Raw genomic sequence first — 19926 nt, 5'->3', positions numbered from 1 at the left:
CTGCCTGCTTGGGGTGAAACAAGAGTGTCGCCGGACGCGGTCAGGCTCGGGTCCGGTCCGGCTCCGGAGGGTTTGGCGTGTCATCACCGATCGCGCTGAGCAGCATCTCCGCGAATCGGGGGTCGGCTTCCGCTGCGTCCTCCAACGCCAGTCGTACGCGAGCCTGCGTGCGAGTGCTCACCTCGCCGGAATCGCCGACTTCTTCTTCGAGCTTCTTCAGCGAAGGATCTTTGCCGAGTTTCGAGGCGACGACTTGGTACAGGTGTGTGAGGTGGGTACTGGTTTCGCCGGCCAGAGCGTGCTTGGCGTGGTCGGCCAGCAGGCCGACGACGTCTTCGAGACCCCTCATACCGGAAGTAGTCGGCTGTGAAGGCGGAACGTTACGACCGGTACACCTAGCGTGCGCCCCGACGGCAACCGTGCTCCACGACACAGTTGACGAGTTCGGGATCCGCGGGCTACCTTGTTCACCAACAAGAACGAACGTTCTTTCTACTTCGAACCGAAGGGCTGGATCTCATGAAGAACCTCAAGCGCGCACTGGCCGGGATCGCCGCTGTCACCGCTCTGGTCGGGACCTTCGCGGTTTCGGGGAGCGCTGCCTCGGCGGACACGGCGAGCCAGAAGGCGAAGCCGACAGTGGTCCTGGTGCACGGCGCCTTCGCGGACGCCTCCAGCTGGACGGATGTCACGAAGAAGCTGCAACGGCGCGGATATCAGGTGGTCGCGCCCGCCAACCCGCTGCGCGGGGTCGCGTCGGACGCGGCGTACCTCAAGAGCGTCCTGCAGAGCATCGACGGGCCGATCGTGCTGGTCGGGCACTCGTACGGCGGGGTGCTCATCTCGAAGGCCGCGCAGGACGACCCGGACGTGAAGGCGCTCGTCTACATCGCCGCCTTCCTCCCGGATGCCGGCGAGACCGCGGGGGAGCTGTCCCAGGGCGGGAAGCTCGGGCCGGGCACCATCAACACCGTCGCGTACCCGGGTGGGACCGACGTTTACATCAAGCCGTCCGCGTTCCGTGACGTCTTCGCCGCCGATGTGTCCGCGTCGCAGGCCGCGGCGATGGCCGCGACGCAGCGGCCGATCGATGGGTCCGCGCTGGGGACCAAGTTCGAGGGCGCCGGCGCGTGGCACACGATCCCGTCGTGGGCGCTGGTCGCGTCGCAGGACAACGCGATCCCGGCCTCGGCCGAGCGTTTCATGGCGCAGCGGGCGCACGCCAAGACCGTCGAGGTCAAGGCTTCGCACGCCGTCTCGGTCTCGCGGCCGGATGCCGTCGCCGACATCGTCCTGGACGCCGCCAAGAGCGTTCGCTAAGCAGCCAGCACCTGACGGCAGGCGCGGCGCAACGTCGCCTTGACCTGCTCGGGATCGTCGAGTTCGCCGCCCTGGAGCGCTCCGTCGCGGAGTAGCACCAGGGCGGCTGCCGCGTATGTGGGGTCGGGATGGCCCGCCTTGGTGACCAGGTCGAGCAGTGCGTCGTGGAACCAGGCGCGGTGCTCGCTGACCATCACGCGGACGGGGTTCTCGGGGTCGGAGTACTCGGCGGCGGCGTTGATGAACGGGCACCCGCGGAAACCGGCGCCGCAGGTCGAGTCGCCGACGAAGTCGAGCACCGCGAGCGCGGCGTCGCCGTCCGGCTCGGTGCGGGCGGCGCTTTCGACGCCGGCGCGGATCTGGTCGTGCTGCGAGCGCAGGTAGGCGACCACGAGGTCTTCCTTGGTGGGGAAGTGGCGGTAGAACGTGGCCCGCGTGACGCCCGCGGCCGTGACGAGCTTGTCGACGCCCACGGTGTGGATGCCCTCGCTGTAGAAGAGGCGGGATGCCGTCTCGAGGAGGCGGTCGCGGGGGCTGAGTGTCTCGGTCATGAGACCAGTCTAGAGAACGAACGTTCTGTGACTTGCATCCATCAAACCACTATGGCTAAAGTGCTACAAACAGAGTGGTTCAAAGGAGGCGGGTTTGAAGATCAAGGGTTTCGGGCCGGGCGCGCTGGTGGACGACATCGCCGCGACCAGCCAGTGGTATCAGCGTCACCTGGGGCTCAAGGTGACCGTCGAGCTCGACTGGTTCGTCAGCTTCAACCTCGGGCCGGAGCAGTTCGAACTCAGCTTCGTGCGGCGCGGCCACGAGTCGGTGCCCGACGGCTACCGCACACAGGACCCGGCCGGGCTCATGTTCGGCTTCATGGTCGAAGACGCCGCCGCCGAGCAGGCGCGGCTGAAGGAAGAAGGGGTGAAGATCGTCCAGGAACTCAAGGACGAGGAGTACGGCCAGCGGCACTTCTACGCGCTCGACTGCAACGGCCTGCTGCTCGACATCATCGAGCTGATCCCGCCGTCGCCGGAATGGCTTGCCGCGAACGGGTTTGCCTGATCGGGTGAGTTCCGCCGCGGCAAGATCGTTTCCCGGCTAGTTTCGGACCCCGATCTACAAAGGACGGAGGACGGAATGCGCAGGATGCTCGTCGCCGCGGCGGTGCTCGCTTCGATGCTGGTGCCGGGCGTGGCCTCGGCGGCCCCGATCTGCACGCTGGCGAAACCCACCGCCAATGGCGTGCTCTACAAGGGCGAGGTCTACGAGTTCCGCGCCACCGGCTGCCCGGCCAGGGCCAAGGCGCACCTCGCCTGGCGGCTGGTCGTGGACATGCCGCTGAGCAAGGACATCGAGTCGAACGGGCGTGGCGAGTGGTACATGCAGTACCGCGTCGACGACTTCTCGCTCAGCTTGAGCACGGCGATGTGGGTCACCTTCGACAACGGCGTGCGGACGAACTCGATCGACGTGTCGATCGCCGCCAGGCCGTAAGCCAGGGGTCGTGAGTGTTGCGGCCGGTTCTAGCGGACCGGTACCTGGCTACCTGCCACGCGAGTCTCGGCGCGGGTGGAAGGTTTGCTCCGTTAGATGCAGAAATTCTTCCACTCGCTCGGGCTCGTCCACCCTGGGCACGTGACAAGGGCCGCCCTTGTCACCCAGGCCGGGGCCCGGCGTGTGGGAAACGGAGCGTTGAACGCCTCGTTTCCCACACACCACCACACATAAGTCACTTTCGTTCCGCTGAGCGTGACACAAGCCCCGCCCGTGCACGCCAGCCAAGGCCACGTCACGGGCAGGTCGTCGAATACCGGTTCGCTCTAACCGGCCGCAACACTCACGACCCCTCGCCAGGAGTTCCGGCTCGCTGGGGGAGACTGGGGTGTGCCCGCACTGCCTCTCGATCTGACCACCACCGTCGAAGCCGACCTTCCCGCCAGCGCGCTCGAGGGGGTCGGCGAGCGGCCGTTCGGGGTCTACGTGCACGTGCCGTTCTGCGCCACACGCTGCGGGTACTGCGACTTCAACACCTATACCGCCGGTGAGCTCGGCTCGGCGGCGTCGCCCGAATCGTGGCTGGACGGGCTGAAGCGGGAACTCGACCTCGCCGCGCGGGTGCTCAAGAAGGCGCCTGCCGTGGACACCGTGTTCGTCGGCGGGGGCACGCCTTCGCTGCTCGGAGCGGACGGGCTCGCGAATGTGCTCGACGCCGTGCGCGGGGCGTTCGGTCTCGCGAAGGACGCCGAGGTGACCACCGAGTCCAACCCGGAGTCGACGTCGTCCGCGTTCTTCGACGGCATCCGCGCGGCCGGGTTCAACCGGATCTCGCTCGGGATGCAGTCGGCGGCCCAGCATGTGCTCAAGATCCTCGATCGCACGCACACGCCCGGGCGTCCCGTCGCGGCCGCGAAAGAGGCGCGTGAGGCGGGGTTCGCGCACGTCAACCTCGATGTCATCTATGGGACGCCGGGGGAGCGGGTCGAGGATCTGCGTGCCTCGCTCGACGCGGTGCTCGCCGCCGAGGTGGACCACGTGAGCGCGTACGCGCTGATCGTCGAGGAAGGGACCGCGCTCGCCAGGAAGGTCAAGCGGGGTGAGCTGCCCGCGCCGGACGACGACGTGCTGGCCGCCGACTACGAGTTGATCGACGAGATGCTCGTGAAGGCGGGCCTCCGCTGGTACGAGGTGTCCAACTGGGCGTCGTCCGATGCCGCGCGGTGCCGCCACAACCTCGGGTACTGGCGGGGCGGCGACTGGTGGGGCGCCGGGCCCGGCGCGCACAGCCATGTCGGCGGGGTGCGGTGGTGGAACGTCAAGCATCCGGCGCGGTACGCGTCGCTGCTCGCCGAGGGTTCTTCGCCCGCGGGCGGGCGTGAAGTGCTCACCGAGGCGGACCGGCATCTGGAGCGGATCATGCTCGAACTCCGGCTGGCGGAAGGACTTTCGCTCGACGCGCTCGACGCGGACGGGCTCGCCGAGGCTCGTGCGGCGGCCGCGGAAGGCTTGCTCGACGCGTCCGCTTTGGACGGTGGGCGGGCCGTGCTGACCGATCGCGGGCGGCTACTCGCCGACGGTGTCGTGCGCCGCCTTGCCGCCTGAGATCCCGGCCAGGAAGAGGTCGAGGGCGTACTCGAAGCGCTCCTGGGCGGTTTCGCCGCTGAACAAGCCGTTCATCTGCAGCAGGTTCGGGAATTCGTTGGGGGGCAACGACTTCAGGTATTCGCTGCGCTGCGCGAGCTCCTGCTGGTCGACGTCACCGGACATCCAGACACTGCCCTCGTAGGCGAAAGCCTTGGTGTACGTGGCGAGCGCGTCGCCGGCGAACACCGCTTGACGGAGCGGGAGACCGCCCGCGCGCAGCAGCGCGATCATCGCCTCGCCGTGGCGCAGCGCGTTCGGGCCGATGGGGACCATGGTGTTCCAGGCGACCTTCGCGATGCCGGGGTGGCTCAGCATCGCCGCCAGCTGGGCGCGCAGGAGCTCCTTGACCTGCTCGGCCCAGCGGCTCGGGTCGGGCGCCGGAATCGGGGCGTCGCCGAGTATCCGGTCGAACATCAGCTCGTCGAGTTCGTCCTTATTGGACACATGGGCGTACAGCGAGGCCGGTCCCGTTTCGAGCGCCTGCGCGACGCGGCGCATGCTGACCGCGTCGATGCCGTCCGCGGCCAGTATCTCGAGCGCGGTCTTGACGATCAGCTCGCGCGAAAGCTGGGGTTTCGCCGCGCGCCGCGCCGGTTCCCGGTGCCACGGCGAGTTCGGTACAGCCACTCGGCCACCTCCTGTGGCGGTCACTCTAGCGAACCTCGCGCTTGACACGAACACTGTTCGTAGGTAGAACGGTGTTCGTTGAACGAACGGTGTTCGTCGAGTCGAAGAAGGAGCTCTCATGTCCGAGGAAAAAGCCGTCCTTGAGGTGCTGGCCGCGCTCGTCGCAGCGTGGAACGAGGGAGATGCGGCCGCGTACGGCCGCCTGTTCACTGAAGACGCCGACTACGTGACATTCTTCGGGATGAATATGCCTGGTCGTGAGGCGATCGAGGCCAGTCATCGCGCGCTGTTCGAAGGGCCGTTGAAGGGGTTGAAGCTCGGCGGCGGGACCGGTGAGGTCAAAGTCCGGTTCGTGCGCCCGGACGTCGCGATCGTCGTCGCAGGCGGCGGGTCCTCCCTCGATGGGGCGGATTTTCGCGCGTCGACGGTCACTTACGTGCTGGTGCGGGACAACGGCGAATGGCGGATCGCGTCGTTCCAGAACACCCGCGTCAGTGATCCGGCGGGTGCCCGATGAAGCCGATGGTCGAGGTGAGCGGCGTGGTCCACGCGCCGCCGGATGAGGTGGTGGACCGGGTTTACGCGCGCTTCGCCGGGGAAACCGGTCCCTATCGCCCTCGGGTGGAAGTGGACCGCGAACGGCGCATGGTCGCTCTTCAAGGCGGGTGGTGGTATCGCGGAGAGTACACTGTGGACGATCACCCGGCGGGTACGTTGGTTACACACAGAGTGTTCAATGTGGCCAGGCGGGCCCGGTGGAGTGTGCCGCTCGCGAATCGCCTTTTCATCGGGTTCCGTGCGAAAGTTGTGGCGGGGTTCACTGCGCTGCTCGATGACTTAGGCTAGCCTTAGCTCAGAGCACCAGAGGAAAGGAGTGAGCGATGGTAGTCACCCAACGCGCGACGCGTCCGTGTCTGCGGCTGGCCGTGCTGCGTGTCGAACGGCTCACCCCCCACATGATCCGGATCGTCGCGGGCGGCCCGCAGATCGCCGACTTCAGGCCGAACGGCTGCACCGACGCCTACGTCAAGGTGTTGCTGCCCGTGCCCGGCGTGAGCTATCCCGAGCCTTTCGACCTGCAGGTCATCAAGGCGACCATGCCGCGTGAGCACTGGCCGCGGATGCGCTCGTACACCGTCCGGAGCTACGACGAGGTCAAGGGTGAGCTCACCCTCGACTTCGTCGTGCACGGCGACGAGGGGCTCGCCGGACCGTGGGCGATGCGCGCGCGACCCGGCGATGAGCTGCTGATTTCCGGTCCCGGCGGCGCCTACGCGCCCGGCGACGAGGCCGACTGGCACCTGCTGGCCGGCGACGAGAGCGCGTTGCCCGCGATCAGTGCGTCGCTGGAGGCCATGTCGCCCGCCGCGGTCGTGCGGGCGTTCATCCTGGTCCAGGACGACACCGAGGAACTGCCGCTGAGCACGCGCGCGGCCGACTCGCGGATCGTCTGGCTGCACCGGTCCTCCGGCGACGACCTGGAGAAGGCCGTGCGCGACCTGGAGTTCCCGGAGGGTCTCGTGCAGGCCTTCGTGCACGGTGAGGCCGGGTTCGTCCGCGAGCTTCGCAAGTACCTGCTCGGCGAGCGGGGCATGCGCAAGGACCTGCTGTCTATCTCCGGTTACTGGCGCCGCGGCGCGACCGACGAGGAGTGGCGGATCCAGAAAGCGGCCGAAAAGAACGCGTAATGTCGGGCCAGTGACCGAACTCAAGGTGGATTCCGACCCGGCCGACCTAGGTTTCGACGCTGACCGACTCGGGCGGATCGACACGCATTTCGCCCGATATGTCGATAATGGACTGCTTCCCGGCTGGCTGGCCGTGATCAGCAGGCAAGGAAAGATCGCGTATGTCGGCAGCTCCGGCCTGCGCGATGTCGAGGCCGGGCTACCGGTCGAACCCGACACCCGATGGCGCATCTTCTCGATGACCAAGCCCATCACGTCGGTCGCCGCGATGATGCTCTACGAACAGGGCCTGTTCCAGCTGACGGACCCCATTTCTCATTGGCTGCCCGAATTCGCCGAGCCGCGCGTGTTCACCAAGGGCTCCTCGCTACGCCCGGTGACCGAGCCGGCGACCGAGCCGATCCGGGTCTGGCACCTGCTCACGCACACCGCGGGGCTCACCTACGGCTTCCACAACGCGGGCCCGGTCGACGCGCTGTACCGCGCGCAGGGCTACGAATGGGGCACGCCGCCGGGGCTCGACCTCGCCGCGTGCAGCCAGGCGTGGGCGAAGCTGCCGCTGGTGTTCCAGCCGGGCAGCGAGTGGAACTACTCCGTGGCCACCGACGTGCTCGGCAGGCTGGTCGAGGTCGTTTCGGGCAAACCGCTCGACGAGTTCTTCTCGGCGGCCATCTTCGAGCCGCTCGGCATGACGGAGACGGCGTTCTGGACCGAGGACAAGGACCGCCTCGCCGCGATGTACGTGCCGACGCCCGGCACCGGGAAAATCGTCCGCAACGACGCTTTCGGCGCGGTCGGCGCGGCGCGGCCGGACTGTCTCTCGGGTGGCGGCGGCCTCGTGTCGACCGCGGCCGACTACCACCGCTTCACGCAGATGTTGTTGCGTGGCGGGGAACTCGACGGCGTCCGCGTGCTCGGCCCGCGGACCGTCGAGCTGATGGCGTCGAACCACCTGCCGGGGCATGTCGACCTCGAGGCCTACGGACGGCCGCTGTTCGCGGAGATGCCGTTCGACGGGCACGGTTTCGGGCTGGGCTTCTCGGTGCTCGAAGACCCGATCAAGGCGAAAACCCTGGCCAGCGCCGGAGAATTCGCGTGGGGCGGCGCGGCATCGACGGCGTTCTGGGTCGATCCGGACGAGGACCTGACGGCGATGTTCTTCACACAACTTCTGCCTTCGAGCACGTACCCGCTGCGGCAGCACCTGCGGCAGCTGGTCTACCAGGCCTTGGTGGGCTAGGGGGTCGTGAGTGTTCCGGCCGGTTCTAACCGGCCGGAACACTCACGACTGCTTTCCTCCGTTACCAGGATGGGTAGATGCTGGTGAGCTTCTGGCTGGCCAGTGCGCCGAACGCGGTGTAGCCGTTCGACTTCGGGTGAAAACTGTTGCCGTCCATGACACTCCAGGGCGGGTTGGCGCCACCGCTGCCGCCGAGCAGGATCCCGTTGAGCCATTGGTCGGGGTCGCAGACCGCGTGGCCCGCGATGGCCTGCTGGCCTTCGATCACGGACACGTTCGGCAGCGCACCCAGTCCGGAGTAGACCTCGGCGAAGAAGAAGTCCGCGAAGTCGTTCAGGAAGCGCTGTTCTCCTTCACTGAACGCCGTGGCCTCCCAGCCGTTCCGTTCGACCGAGCACGTGGTGGCGGAGAACAGCCGCGGGTACGACATGATCATGATCTTCGCGTTCGGCGCGGTCTCGTGGATCTGCCTCAGCACCTGCTGCACCGCGGGCTTGATCTTGGTGGACGCGAGCTTGCGCTGATAGACGCCCAGCGGTTCCGGGTCGTCGTCCATCTTGTAATCGCTCGCGTCGCAACCGCCGAGGGGATTGTTGAGCGCGCACGACTTGAGGATGGGCGTGAACCGGGCGTCGTTGCCGCCGATGGTCAGCTCCACCAAGGTCGTGTTCTTGTCGAGGAAACCACGATCGATCTGGGTCAGCTGCCCGGATTGGCCTTCCGGTTTGTTGCCGAACCCTTCCTGCTGGGTGTTCTTCTTGAGCAGGTTGTGCGCTCGCGCACCGCTGCAGGCCACCGACTGGTAGTCGAGCCGGGGATCGTGGCTGGTGTCCAGCGAGCCGATGTCCGCCGGCGCGCCGGGGATCTTCGTCTTGCGCGACCAGTTGTCCGGCCCCTGCCTGCAGGACATCTTCTTGAGCACACCGTCCTCGTCGACGTTGCTCCAGTGGTAGAAGTTGTTCGTGCCTTCACCGGCCGAGTACGAATCGCCCATCGCCACCACGAAATGCGCAGGCTTGGCAGGCAGCTTCTCGAAGGCCACCGCGTCGAAGGCGATGTCTTCGACCCCGCGGCCGTCCTCGGTGAGGTTGTTCAGCGTGACCTTGCCCGGCAGGTTGCCGGTGAAGTCGAACACGCCGATCGACACCCAGGTGTTCTTCTCCCACATCGTCGAAATCGAGCGGTGGCTGGGTTTTCCGCCTGGCTGAGCGCTGGGCGCGTCATAGATCTGATAGTCGGCCTGGCGGGTGTGCGCGCCCTCGTCCGGTATGTGGACGTAGATCCGGGTCCAGGCGTTGAGCGGAGCGTAGGTCTGCCAAGTGCCCTCGACCTTCATCTTGTTGGACGCGGCGTTGTCGCGTTCGTAGGTGTGCGCGAACCAGAAATGCCCGGCGAAGCCCGCGCCCGCCTGATGGAAGTCCTGCTTGGCCGGATAGATCGTCTTGCCCGTGGTGGTGTTGATCGTCGAGGCGAACTTCAGGTCGAAGTTCCCGCCACGGGGCCAGTTCCGCGCACAGCCGTCCGGGCCGAACGGGCCGTCCGCGTTGAGGTCGTCGACGATCGTCGCGCCGGCGGGCAGGCCGTCGACCGCGCACTGCGGCTCGTGGATGTTCGTCGCCATCGGACGCGGCTCGACCGTGGTGTACTTCAGCCGCTCGACGCCACAGGACTTGGTGCAGTCCACCCAGGACACGGGTGTGCTCCACCAGCACATCAGGTCGTCACGCTGGCAGGGGCCCGGCGGGTCCGGATCGGGACCCGGCTGCTGGTGTGGCGGCGCCGCCGGGTCGCACTGGTTCCTCGCGGCGACACAAAAGGTGTTCAGGCCTGGCTGGCCGTCCTTCATGCCACTCGGCCAGTTGCCGACAAGGTAAGTGTCGTTGAATCGCTGGTACTGATAGTTGTAGCGGACCAGCGAGCGGGCGGCGAAGCCCATCACGCGCTCCGGATACGACCATTTGTTGGGGTGCTTGGCATTGTCGTAGGGATTCGTGTCCCCGGGGATGTTCGGGTCGTGGTAGTCCTGCACCGCCGTGGTGAGGAATGGCTGCCGGTCGGGGAGATAGATCGGGTTGGCCGGGTTGTTCAGCCAGCCGAGTCCCCACGGCCGGTCACCGTCGCGGAGATGGAAACCGGTGTTGTACGCCCAGATCGCCAGCCACCAGTTCTCGATGAACTTCGGGTCGCCGTTGTTGGCGATCAGCCCGTTCGCCTTGGTGACGCGCCATTTGTCCTGCAGGATCAGCAGCGCGGCCGCGATGTTCGCGGTGTAGTCCAGCGCGACCGCCTTCTGCTGCAGGTCGCTCATCGCCTCGCCGGTGTCCTTTTTGTACATCCCGGTGGTGACCTGCCCGGCGCCGTAGCCGCAGTCGGCCGCGTCGAAGTTCACCTCCCCGCCCATCAGGTTCCCGTAGAACCCGCCCTGCAGGAAGTTGCCGGACGAGCCGTCGGTGATCCGCGAGCTCGCCTGCCACATGTTGGATTCCTGAGCCAGCACCGCGAGCAGCACCTGGGCGGGCACCCTGATGGCGGGATCCGGTTTGAACAGATCTTGCGGCGAGTAGGCAGGCAGGCCGTTGTTGGCCCAGTTCGCGGGCCGCTGGAAGGTGAGTTTTCCTTGCACGGCAAGGTTCGCCGCCCACTCGACCTGCTCTGGGGTCGGCTGGTAGGTCTGCAGACGATGGTCGTTGCGCGGCACCGCGCACGCCCGGTCCACATCCCACGGCACGGTCGATTCGTCCTCCGTGACACCTGCGGTGGAAGCGGGCGCGGCGCCCGATGACGTGGACTCGGTGTCGACCGCGAATTCCAGCGGCTTGGCGGTTTCCGTCGATCGCGCGGTGATTGTGACCTTGCGGCCGGGCGCCGACACGGTGCCCGTGACGACGAGTCCACCCCGAGAGGACACGTCGGCATCGGCGGGGGCGTCGAGCGCGCGCCACCCGGCGGGCGCGGGCAGGCCTTTGGCGTCCGGACCGGTCAGAAAGAGGTTGCCGCCGCTTCCCTTGAGCGCGAGCGCGCCTTTGCGCCCCTCGGCGACCTTCGTGCTCGTGCCGTTCGCGTACCGGAACACGTCCACGCGATCGCCGCGCACGACCTGGTAGCCGACCTCCGCCGCGCTCGCCTGCAGCCGGAACGGCACGCCTCCGGTGGCTTGCACGGTGGTGGCCTTGCCCGCGGAATCCAGTTCCACCAACCGGTTCGCCCCGGCGGCGACGATCTTGTCGCCGACCGGGACGGCCGAGGTGAGCTGCCCCTTGCTTGTCAGATTCCGTTGCACGGCACCGGTGCGTGCGTCGACCCGGAGGAATCGGGTGGTGCTGTCCTCCTGCCGGGAGAACAGCACCTCCTCGCCCGTGCCGCAGCCTGGATTGAAGTAGGCGAGCGTCACCCGCTCGGCGAGCTTGGTGACCTTGCCGTCGGTCAGGTCGACGATCGCGGCGAAGGCGCCGCGGTTCATCTTGTCTTCCCGGTTCGAGAACTGACGCGGCGCGTAGACCACGGCCGCGCGCTGCCCGGAGCCGGTCAGGCAGGCCTGACCGGTCCACAGGTTGGTGTCGTATCCCGGTTCCGAAAGCGACGCCACGACCCGCCACTGGTACGCCTGCTTGGCGTCGGCGACCAGCAGGTGCAGGCCGCGGTCGTCGCTTTCGGTGGTGAGCACCCGATCTTCGGAACGCCGCCAGTCCTTCGGCAGTGTCCTATCGGGATCCAGCACCCGCGAGGATTTCTCCGGTGGGGGCTGGGGTGGATCCGCGTGCGCGGGCGTGACGGTGATCATCGACGCGGCGACCATGGCGATGCCGGTGGCCGCGTGCAGCAGCTTTCTCATGCTCGTTCTCATTGGCCGTTCCCGCCCCTCAGTAGGTTTGCCCGCACGGATGCGCGGTGGCGGAAGCAGGCACGAACGCCATCGCGTCGAAGGCGATGTCCACGGTGGCGCTGGGAATCGCGTAGTCCGATTCCATGTTGTTCAGCATCACCCTGGCGCCCGGCTGCAACGCGTACGTGCCGAGCGATTTCCATTGGTCCGAGCCGAGCATGCTGCCGATCGGGCTGGTGTCCTGATCGATCGTGCAGGCCTTCTGGCCTCCACCCGACGGGAACGCCTGATTCCAGTCGTCGTTCATCACCACGTATTCCGCGTGCTCGGTCTCCCCGCCGTGGCTCGGCAGATGCACCCAGATGTCGTACAGCGCCACGGATCCCTGGGTGATGTCCAGATCGGGTGTCCAGGTTCCGGTGATCTTGTGCTTGGCACTCGTCCCGTTCAGATAATCCGGCCGATAGGTGTGGGTGAACCACATGTGCCCGTTGTAACCCGCGCCCGCCTGGTGCAGGTCGACCTGCGCGTACAGGGCTTCCGGATGGTTGCCGGACGGATCGCCCGTGCGCAGGGTGAATTTGCCGTTGGACGCGGGCACACTGCATCCCAGTGCGTACTGAGAGGTGTCGTTCAGATCGAACACGATCTTCGCACGAGGTTTGGACAGTTCCGGGAAAGTCGAGCAGTCGCGCGGATAAATGCGTTTCACACCCGGTTCCGGCGTGCCCGCGCCGAAGGTGACCTTCTCTTTCGCGCACTCGCCGAGAATGCAGCCCGCAAAACTGACCTGACCGTGCCACCAGCACGAGCTGTTGAACGCCGCACAGGGGCTCGTCTGCTGGTTCTTCGGCAATGGCTTGTTCTGGTCCACCACGGCCGGGTCACAATTGTTCCTGCTGTCGCAGAAGGTTTTCGGCGTGGCGACGGTCAGTTCTTCCTTCGTCTTGCTCTCACCGAAGACCGGCTTCGAGTAGGCGAGATGCGACGGGGTGCCCTTCAGCTGCGGGGACTCCACCCAGCCCATCACCCGCTCCGGGTAGGACCATTCGCTCGGCCGTTCGGCGTCGGCGTAGGTCAGCCGGAGGAACGGGGCACGGTTCGCCGGGTACTGCGGGTTGGCCGGGTTGTTCAGGTAGCCGACCCCGTAGTAGCCGCCGTTCTGCGAAGCCTTGGTGCTGGGGTAGTAGCCGCTGTTGTACGCCCACACCGCCAGCCACCAGTCCTCGATCCAGGTCGGGTCGCCGTTGTTGACGTAGCTGCGTCCCGCCGGGTCGTTGTAGAGCTGGTTCCACTTCTCGATCAGGATGTTCAGCCCTGCCGCGATGTTCGCCGCGTAGTCGGTGGCGATCGCGAGCTGTTGCGCCCTGTTGTAGACGGAGTCGCCGTCGGCCACCCGCATGCCGGTGGTCACCTGGCCGATGCCGTAGCCGCAGTCGGTCTTCTGCGCTTCGCCTTCGCCGCCGTAGTCGATGGACTGCCCGTCACCGTGGTTGCCGTAGTAGTCGGCCACCAGCGGGTTGCCGGTGTCGCCCGGCACCACGTGCCACGAGCCCTGCGCGAGGTTGGTCTCCTGCGCGAGGATGCCGAGCATCAGCTGCGCGGGAACCGTGCCGCCACCGGCCAGGCTCCTGAGCGGGAACATGCCCTGCGGGGTGTACGCGCCCTGGCCCGCCTTGAGGTAGTTGGCAGGCCGCTGCACGTTCAGCGTGCCGTGGACCGCCTGGTCGACGGCCCACTCGACCATGTCTTCGCTCGGCTGGAACGCCTGGATCCGCGGGTCGTTGCGGCCGACCGCGCAGGTCGGGTTGGTCAGGTTCGGACCGTCGGCGGTCTTGGCGGCGATGGCGTCGAGCGTCGGCGCCGGGGTGGCGGTGACCGTGCCCGTCGAGTCCTTGCCGGTCTTGGTCGCGCGCACGGCGACGCGGAGCGAGCCCGCGTCGGCCCGGTCGGGCGCGGCCAGCGGGGAGGCGCCCTTGCGCTCGGTCTGCCGGGTCAGCACCTCTGTCGCGAGCAGGTGCCCTTCGGCGGAGGTCCCGCGCACCTGGCGGTCGCTGGCCAGCGCGACCAGGCCCGGCGCCGACGTGGCGACGGCGCGGGTGTCGCCGACGACCGCGGTGCGGCCACCGGTCAGGCCGAAGATCTGGAGCTTGTCCCATGGCCCGGAGGCGAGCTGGGACAGCCCGTCGCGGCTCAGCCGCTGGACGTAGGCCTTGTCGGCGTTGACCGACGCGATGTCGATGCCGTGCTTCGCGGTCGCGTTGACCGCGAAGACCCGCCCTTGCGGCCTGGCGACGGGTGTCAGCGTGCCGTCGTCGCCGACCTTGACCAGGTTGCCGAGCGCCATGCCGTAGTCGCCGTCCGGCGCGGCGGCCGGGGTGGTGAACTGGGAGCCGATCCGGCGGGTGCTGAGCACCTTGGCCGAGGCGGCGTCCACGGCGAGCAGGTCGGTCTGCTGCCCGTCGTCACCGATGCCGCGGGTCAGCAGCACCCGGTCGCCAGGGCCGCACGCGGGGTTGAAGTAGGCGGTGGAAAGGCCGGTGGCGATCTCGCGTGCCTTGCCGGTCTCGACGTCGACGACCGCCGCGATGGCGCCGGCCTGCACCAGTTTCGGCTTGTTCGCGGCCATCGCGGGCGCGAACACCGCGACCGCGTGCTTACCAGAGCCGGTGAGGCAGACGTGGCCGAACCACGAGCCGCCCGGCAGCGCGGACGCCTTCAGCGTGGCCAGCTTCTTCCACGCGAAGGCCTCTTTTTCGCGTGCCACATAGAGATGGAACCCGTCGGTGTCGCCGGCGCCGGTGACCAGCACGTCGCCGGACGCACGCCAGTCCTTGTCCAGCGCGGCGTCGGGAGCGGCGAGCGCGCCCTGCGCGGGCGGGGCCGCGGCGGCCTGCCCCGAGGGAGAAGCCAGCGTCAGCCCGATCGTGGCCGCCAGTACGACGGCCGGAAGTCTTCTCATGGGAGTTCTCTTTCGCATCAACGCCACCGGGTGCAGACGTTCAGCCCGCCGTAGCCGGTATCGGTGGCGTCGGGGTCGTACCCGGAATGAGTGGCGCAGAACTTCACGGAGTTGTTCCAGGCGGCCATTTTCGTTTCCCAGTGGCCCGCACCGGTGACGACCTTGGCGACCGACCGCTCCACGCCCCCGTACTCGGGCTGGACGAAGAGCACGACATGGTGGATGTCGTCGGCGTTGACCGTGTTGTATTCGCCCCAGACGGCACGGCAGGCGGGTGAGTAGTTGAGGTCGCCCTTGGGTTGCTGGGTCACGTGGTCGTCCTTGACGACGAAGCCGGTGAGCGGGATCGCGTCGGCGACACAGCCCATCTCGGTCGCGTCGCGGCCGTCACAGGAAGTGCCGGAACAGAAGACCGGGCTCGCGGCGGGCGCGGACGGGGCGGCGGGCGCGGCGACGGCCGAGGTGAGCCCGAAGGTGGCGGAGAGCGCGGAAAGGAGCACGGCGAGTTTCAGGCGCATCGGTCAGTCCGAGGGGTAGCAGGGATAGTGGGTGTCACGGACCATCCAGGCGCCGGAGCTGTCACCGGTCGCCGCGTAGATGCCGTAGGAGTACCAATCCAGGTGGGACTCGACCAGGCGCCAGTCGTAGTCGCGGTAGACGATGTCGTCGCGGTACGCGTCGAAGCGCTCACCCTTGTTCAGGTGATAGGCGAGTTCGAACCCGGTGCCGTAGCCCTTGCGGAAGTTCAGTCCGTTCGCGCTCGTGACCACGTAGGTGCACATCATGTCGCCGTGCGGATCGGGGATGCTCGCCGAGGCCACCGCCGGTGCGGCCACCATGGCCAGCACGATCGTCAGGCCCAGTTGCAGTGCTCGTCGCATCGATCAGCCCTCGTCGTAGCAGGAGTAGCGGGGATCGCGTGCCATGTAGGCGCCGCTCTCATCACCGGTGGCCGCGTAAACGCCGTACGACCACGGCCATTCGGGGTGTTTCTCGATGAGCCGCCAGCGGTAGGGCGCCCGGTCGACCCAGCGGTCGCGGTACGCGTCGAAGCGTTCGCCCTTGTTCAGGTGCCGGACGAGACGGCCGCTGGTCGCGTAGGTGTCCCGGAAGTTCAGGCCACCGTCCGAGACCACGACATAGGTGCAGAGGACGTCGCCGGTCGTGGTCGCGCTCGCGACGGCGGGCAGGGAGGTCATGGCCAGTGTGGCGGCGGCGCCGGTCAGCAGGGCTCTTCGCAGATTCATCGCACGCTCCGGTCGAATCGGAAACTGAGGCGCACAGCAGACCAGCGGTGGCTTACTGTTCGCTTATCGCCGACTTACTGGGGGCTGGGGTGGAGTTCGGGCTGCTCGGTGCCGTTCAGGCGACCGTCGACGGCGCGGCGCTGGAGCTGGGACCGCGCAAGCAGCGCTTCGTGCTGACCGTGCTGCTGCTCGAAGCGGACCGGCCGGTCCCGGCGCGGCGGCTGATCGACCTGCTCTGGCCAGAGAACCCGCCCGCGACCGCGCTGAACGCGATCCAGGTCGCGGTCAGCCGGTTGCGGAAGGTGCTGGCCGGGGTCGAGCTGCGTTCCGAAGGCGACGGGTATCGCCTGGTCGTCAGGCCGGAGCAGGTCGACTTGGGACGGTTCCGCGCGCTGGTCGCCGGCGCGGCGGCGGCCGCGGGGGACGAGGAACGGGTCGCGCTGCTGCGCGAGGCGCTCGCGTTGTGGCGCGGGCCGGTCGCGGCGGGGACCATCGACGACGACACGCGGGCCCGGCTGTGCCAGGGGCTGGAGGACGCCAGGCTCGCCGCCGTCGAGGAGCGGATCGAGGCCGAGGCGCGGCTCGGGGTCGTCTCGCTGGACGAGGTCGCCGGGCTGGTGGCCAGGTACCCGTTGCGTGACCGGCTGCGTGGTGCCTTGATGCTCGCGCAGTACCGTGCCGGGCTGCGCGCGGAGGCGCTCGAAACGTACCGGCGTGGACGCGAGCTTTCCGTGCGGGAGCTGGGGTTGGAGCCGTCGGGCGCACTGCGGCAGCTGGAGCAGATGATCCTGCGGGATGAGCCGGTACAGCAGGCGGTGCCGCGGCAGCTGCCCGCGGACACGGCCGATTTCACCGGCCGCGACGCGGAATTCGGGGGACTGCTCGACGGGCTGCCACCGATCGCCGTCATCGCCGGGAAGGGCGGGATCGGGAAGACGACGCTGGCGGTCCGGCTCGCGCACGCGCTCGCGTCCCGGTTCCCCGACGGCCAGCTGTTCGCCGATCTCGGGGGTGGCGCCCGGGTCGCGGACTCGTCGGACGTGCTGGTGCGGTTCCTGCGCGCGCTCGGCGCGGCGTCCATTGAGGACGATCCGTCCGCGCAGTACCGCAGCCTGCTTGCGGGGCGGAAAGTCCTGGTGGTGCTGGACAATGCCGCGAGCGAGCGGCAGCTGCGGCCGTTGATCCCGGGTTCCGCGACCTGTGCGGTGCTGGTCACCAGCCGCCGCAGGCTGACCGGGCTGCCTGGCGCGAAGCTGCTCGAACTTGAGGTGCTTTCGGACGGCGCTTCGCACCGGCTGCTGCGCACGCTGGTCGGGGCGCGGATCGACCGTGAGCCGGAGTCAGCGGCGCAGCTGGTCCGGCTGTGCGGGGGATTGCCGCTGGCGCTGCGGATCGTCGGCGCGCGGCTGGCCGCGAAACCGCATTGGGGGCTGGGCAAACTCGCCGGGCGGCTGTTCGACGAGCGGCAGCGGCTGAACGAGCTGCGGTATGGCGACCTCGAAGTGCGCGCCAGCCTCAACCTGAGCTATCAGGGGCTCAGCGCCGCGGCGCGCGGCCTGTTCGCGCGGCTCGGGCTGCTGACCGTGCCGGACTTCCCGGGCTGGGTCGCGGCGGCGTTGCTCGACGTCTGCTCCGCCGAGGCCGAAGAGGTGCTCGAAGAACTGCTCGACGCGCAGCTGGTGGACGTCGAAGGCGCCGACCGGTATCGATGCCATGACCTGGTCCGGTTGATGGCGGCCGAGATCGCGGCCGCCGAACTGTCCACAGCGGACGCTTCGGCCGCGGTCGAGCGGGCATGGGGCGGCTGGCTGGCGCTGGCCGAGCTGGCCGATCAGCGGCTGCCGCACGGCTACTTCCACCGGGCGCACAGCCGGTTCACGCGCTGGCTGCCGGAGCCGGACCTGGTCGCCGAGCTGCTGGCCGATCCGATGGGCTGGCTGGAGGCCGAGCGGCATTGCCTGACCGCGGTGGTCACCGAGGCCGATGGCGCGCTCAGCTGGGAACTCGCGAGCTGCTTGGTCGCGTTCTTCGAGCTCAGGGCACATCACCACGACTGGCGGCGCACGCACGACACGGCGTTCGAAGCGGCCAGGCGGGCGGGTGACAAGCGTGGCCAGGCGCTCGCGCTGCGCGGGCTCGCCGAGCTGCACACGAATCTCGACGAGTACCCGGAGTCGATCTGCTGCTTCGAGCAGGCGTCGGCGTTGTTCGCGGAGCTGGGCGACCTGGCGGGCGAGGCGGTCTGCGACGGCGGGCTCGGTCACATCCATCGGGTGAGCGGCCGGTACGCCGCCGCCAGACGGCACTTCGAGCGCGCGGCCGAGCTGGCCGTCGAACTCGGCCATCCGCGCACGGAAGCCTATGCGCGCCATGGCATTGCGGTGATCGACATGGAGCTGGGCGACCTCGCCGCGGCCGAGCTGAGCTACCGCGCCGCGCTCGCACTGTCCGAACGCGACGGTTTCCTGCGCGGCGAGGCGCAGTCGTCACGCGGACTCGGCAGGCTGAGCATGCTGATCGGCCGGGGTGATGAGGCGGTCCGGTTCACCACCAGGGCACTGTCGATCGCGCGCGAGCTGGCCGACCCGTACGACGAGGCCAACGCGGCGCACTCGCTCGCCGACATCTGGCTGAGCGGTGGTGACTTCGCGAAGGCGGACGCGTTGCTGCGCTCCTGTCTCGACATCTACGCCGAGCACCACGAGCCGTTCGGACTGGCGCTGGCACTGCGCACCCTGGGCAGGTTGCACCGGGCGCGCGGCGAGTACGACCGCGCGCTCGCGGAGCTGGACCGGTCACGCGAGATCTGGGTGGAGATGGCGCTGCCGCTGTGGCACGGCCGCACGCTGCTCGACATCGGCCGCGTCCACGCCGCCCGCGGCGACGACCACGCGGCGGCCGGATGCTGGGCGCAGGCCAGGGAACTGCTCGCGGCGATCGGCTCACCCGACGCCTCCGAAGCCGACGGCTTGCTCCAAGGGTCGTGAGTGTTCCGGCCGGTTCTAACCGGCCGGAACACTCACGACTCCCTAGCTGTACACGCGGACGTAGTCGACCGTGAGTGCTTGCGGAAAACTCGTGGTCGCATCCGGGTCGCCCGGCCAGTCACCCCCGACGGCGACGTTGAGCAGCAGGAAGAACGGGTGGTCGAACACCCAGCGCTTGCCCGACGGCAGGTTGTCCGGGGTCAGCGTGAGGTAGGCGGCGCCGTCGAGGAACCAGGTGATCTTGCGGCCGGTCCATTCGACCGCGTAGACGTGGAAGTCCTCCGACAGCGGTCGCGAGGCGTTCGTCGAGCCGCCGGGGCCGTTTTCGCTGTGGTATCCGGGGCCGTGCAAGGTTCCGTACACCGTGTTCGGCTCGTTGCCGACGTTCTCCATGATGTCGATCTCGCCGCAGTCCGGCCAGCCCGCGGTGTCGTAGTCCGCGCCGAGCATCCAGAACGCGGGCCACAGTCCTTGCCCCTTGGGCAGTTTCATGCGTGCTTCGAAGCGGCCGTTCGCCTGGTCGAACTTGCCCTGGGTGATTAGCCGGGCCGAGCTGTACCGGCACGTGCCGTACCAGCATGAGCCGCCGGGGTTCTCCTTGCGCGCGGTGATCTTCAGGTTACCCGCGCCGTCGAGCGAGGCGTTGCGGCGACCGCCGGTGTAGTACTGCAGCTCGTTGTTGCCCCAGCCGTCGCCGCCGACGTCGTTGGTCCACTTGCCGGGGTCAGGGCCGGTGCCCGCGCTGCCGGAGAACTCGTCCGACCAGGTCAGCGCCCACGCCTTCGGGGTGGCGGAGGCGGGTGCCGCGGTGATGGTCAGTGCGGCGGCCAGCAGCAGGCCGCTCCAGCGGTGGAAGCTCTTCATGGATGCTCCTCCGGATCCAATATGAAGCAA

The 19926-nt window shown here is 68.2% G+C and carries 18 protein-coding genes; 9 read left to right on the top strand and 9 right to left on the bottom strand.

The genetic code is table 11. The features are described from left to right. Positions 1–40 precede the first annotated feature (40 nt). Positions 41–349, bottom strand: coding sequence for a hypothetical protein (locus BLV57_RS22000; RefSeq protein ID WP_091291586.1), 309 nt, complete (start codon positions 347–349; stop codon positions 41–43). 170 nt (positions 350–519) lie between these two features. Here BLV57_RS22000 and BLV57_RS21995 point away from each other — a divergent pair, with 170 nt between their 5' ends. After that, the gene (locus tag BLV57_RS21995; protein ID WP_091291585.1) at positions 520–1320 is read left to right on the top strand and encodes an alpha/beta fold hydrolase; all 801 of its coding nucleotides are present in this window, start codon (positions 520–522) and stop codon (positions 1318–1320) included. On the opposite strand, the gene BLV57_RS21990 is transcribed toward BLV57_RS21995, so the two are convergent. Continuing rightward, the gene (locus tag BLV57_RS21990; protein ID WP_091291583.1) at positions 1317–1871 is read right to left on the bottom strand and encodes a TetR/AcrR family transcriptional regulator; all 555 of its coding nucleotides are present in this window, start codon (positions 1869–1871) and stop codon (positions 1317–1319) included. The genes BLV57_RS21995 and BLV57_RS21990 overlap by 4 nt on opposite strands. 94 nt (positions 1872–1965) lie before the next feature. On the opposite strand from BLV57_RS21990, the gene BLV57_RS21985 reads away from it, so the two are divergent. From BLV57_RS21985 to hemW, 3 genes are all read left to right on the top strand, one after another. Further along, positions 1966–2379 carry a VOC family protein gene (locus BLV57_RS21985; protein WP_091291581.1) on the top strand — a complete coding sequence of 138 codons (414 nt, stop codon included), beginning with the start codon at positions 1966–1968 and terminating at the stop codon, positions 2377–2379. A 75-nt stretch (positions 2380–2454) separates the two neighbouring features. Then, the gene (locus BLV57_RS21980; RefSeq protein WP_091291580.1) at positions 2455–2811 is read left to right on the top strand and encodes a hypothetical protein; all 357 of its coding nucleotides are present in this window, start codon (positions 2455–2457) and stop codon (positions 2809–2811) included. A 390-nt stretch (positions 2812–3201) separates the two neighbouring features. Beyond that, positions 3202–4416, top strand: coding sequence for a radical SAM family heme chaperone HemW (gene hemW, locus BLV57_RS21975; protein ID WP_091291578.1), 1215 nt, complete (start codon positions 3202–3204; stop codon positions 4414–4416). Here hemW and BLV57_RS21970 read toward each other — a convergent pair. Next, positions 4378–5085 carry a TetR/AcrR family transcriptional regulator gene (locus BLV57_RS21970; RefSeq protein WP_245757449.1) on the bottom strand — a complete coding sequence of 236 codons (708 nt, stop codon included), beginning with the start codon at positions 5083–5085 and terminating at the stop codon, positions 4378–4380. The two genes, hemW and BLV57_RS21970, sit on opposite strands and share 39 nt — an antisense overlap. A 118-nt stretch (positions 5086–5203) precedes the next feature. On the opposite strand from BLV57_RS21970, the gene BLV57_RS21965 reads away from it, so the two are divergent. The 4 genes from BLV57_RS21965 to BLV57_RS21950 are packed head-to-tail and all read left to right on the top strand — an operon-like array spanning position 5204 to position 8013. Then, the gene (locus BLV57_RS21965; RefSeq protein ID WP_091291575.1) at positions 5204–5602 is read left to right on the top strand and encodes an SgcJ/EcaC family oxidoreductase; all 399 of its coding nucleotides are present in this window, start codon (positions 5204–5206) and stop codon (positions 5600–5602) included. Further along, positions 5599–5931 (top strand): hypothetical protein, encoded by a 333-nt coding sequence (locus BLV57_RS21960; protein ID WP_176968744.1) that lies wholly within the window; start codon positions 5599–5601, stop codon positions 5929–5931. Before BLV57_RS21965 ends, BLV57_RS21960 begins: the two co-directional genes overlap by 4 nt. Before the next feature lie 35 nt (positions 5932–5966). Continuing rightward, entirely contained in the window at positions 5967–6773 is an 807-nt protein-coding gene (locus BLV57_RS21955; protein ID WP_091291573.1) for a siderophore-interacting protein, read from the top strand. 10 nt (positions 6774–6783) lie between these two features. After that, complete coding sequence (locus tag BLV57_RS21950) at positions 6784–8013, top strand: serine hydrolase domain-containing protein (RefSeq protein WP_091291572.1); 1230 nt, start codon at positions 6784–6786, stop codon at positions 8011–8013. 61 nt (positions 8014–8074) lie between these two features. Here BLV57_RS21950 and BLV57_RS21945 read toward each other — a convergent pair whose 3' ends face one another. The 5 genes from BLV57_RS21945 to BLV57_RS21925 are packed head-to-tail and all read right to left on the bottom strand — an operon-like array spanning position 8075 to position 16045. Beyond that, complete coding sequence (locus BLV57_RS21945; protein ID WP_176968743.1) at positions 8075–11845, bottom strand: SGNH/GDSL hydrolase family protein; 3771 nt, start codon at positions 11843–11845, stop codon at positions 8075–8077. Between the two features lie 28 nt (positions 11846–11873). After that, complete coding sequence (locus BLV57_RS21940; RefSeq protein ID WP_091291568.1) at positions 11874–14798, bottom strand: carbohydrate-binding protein; 2925 nt, start codon at positions 14796–14798, stop codon at positions 11874–11876. Positions 14799–14815: 17 nt separating this feature from the next. Then, positions 14816–15316 (bottom strand): DUF2690 domain-containing protein, encoded by a 501-nt coding sequence (locus tag BLV57_RS21935; RefSeq protein WP_091291566.1) that lies wholly within the window; start codon positions 15314–15316, stop codon positions 14816–14818. Between the two features lie 3 nt (positions 15317–15319). Continuing rightward, complete coding sequence (locus BLV57_RS21930) at positions 15320–15679, bottom strand: hypothetical protein (RefSeq protein WP_091291564.1); 360 nt, start codon at positions 15677–15679, stop codon at positions 15320–15322. Between the two features lie 3 nt (positions 15680–15682). Further along, on the bottom strand, positions 15683–16045 hold the full coding sequence (locus BLV57_RS21925) for a hypothetical protein (protein WP_091291562.1): 363 nt from the start codon (positions 16043–16045) through the stop codon (positions 15683–15685). 89 nt (positions 16046–16134) lie between these two features. Between BLV57_RS21925 and BLV57_RS21920 the strand changes: the two genes are divergently transcribed. Beyond that, the gene (locus BLV57_RS21920) at positions 16135–19032 is read left to right on the top strand and encodes an AfsR/SARP family transcriptional regulator (RefSeq protein ID WP_176968742.1); all 2898 of its coding nucleotides are present in this window, start codon (positions 16135–16137) and stop codon (positions 19030–19032) included. Between the two features lie 42 nt (positions 19033–19074). On the opposite strand, the gene BLV57_RS21915 is transcribed toward BLV57_RS21920, so the two are convergent. Then, positions 19075–19896, bottom strand: a complete 822-nt coding sequence (locus tag BLV57_RS21915; RefSeq protein WP_091291558.1) for a glycoside hydrolase family 16 protein — start codon at positions 19894–19896, stop codon at positions 19075–19077. Positions 19897–19926 lie beyond the last annotated feature (30 nt).

It is taken from the genome of Amycolatopsis xylanica (assembly GCF_900107045.1).
In the GTDB taxonomy this organism is placed as follows: domain Bacteria; phylum Actinomycetota; class Actinomycetes; order Mycobacteriales; family Pseudonocardiaceae; genus Amycolatopsis; species Amycolatopsis xylanica.
Note: the sequence above shows the minus strand (reverse complement) of the source record. Positions and strands in the feature narration are given on the sequence as shown.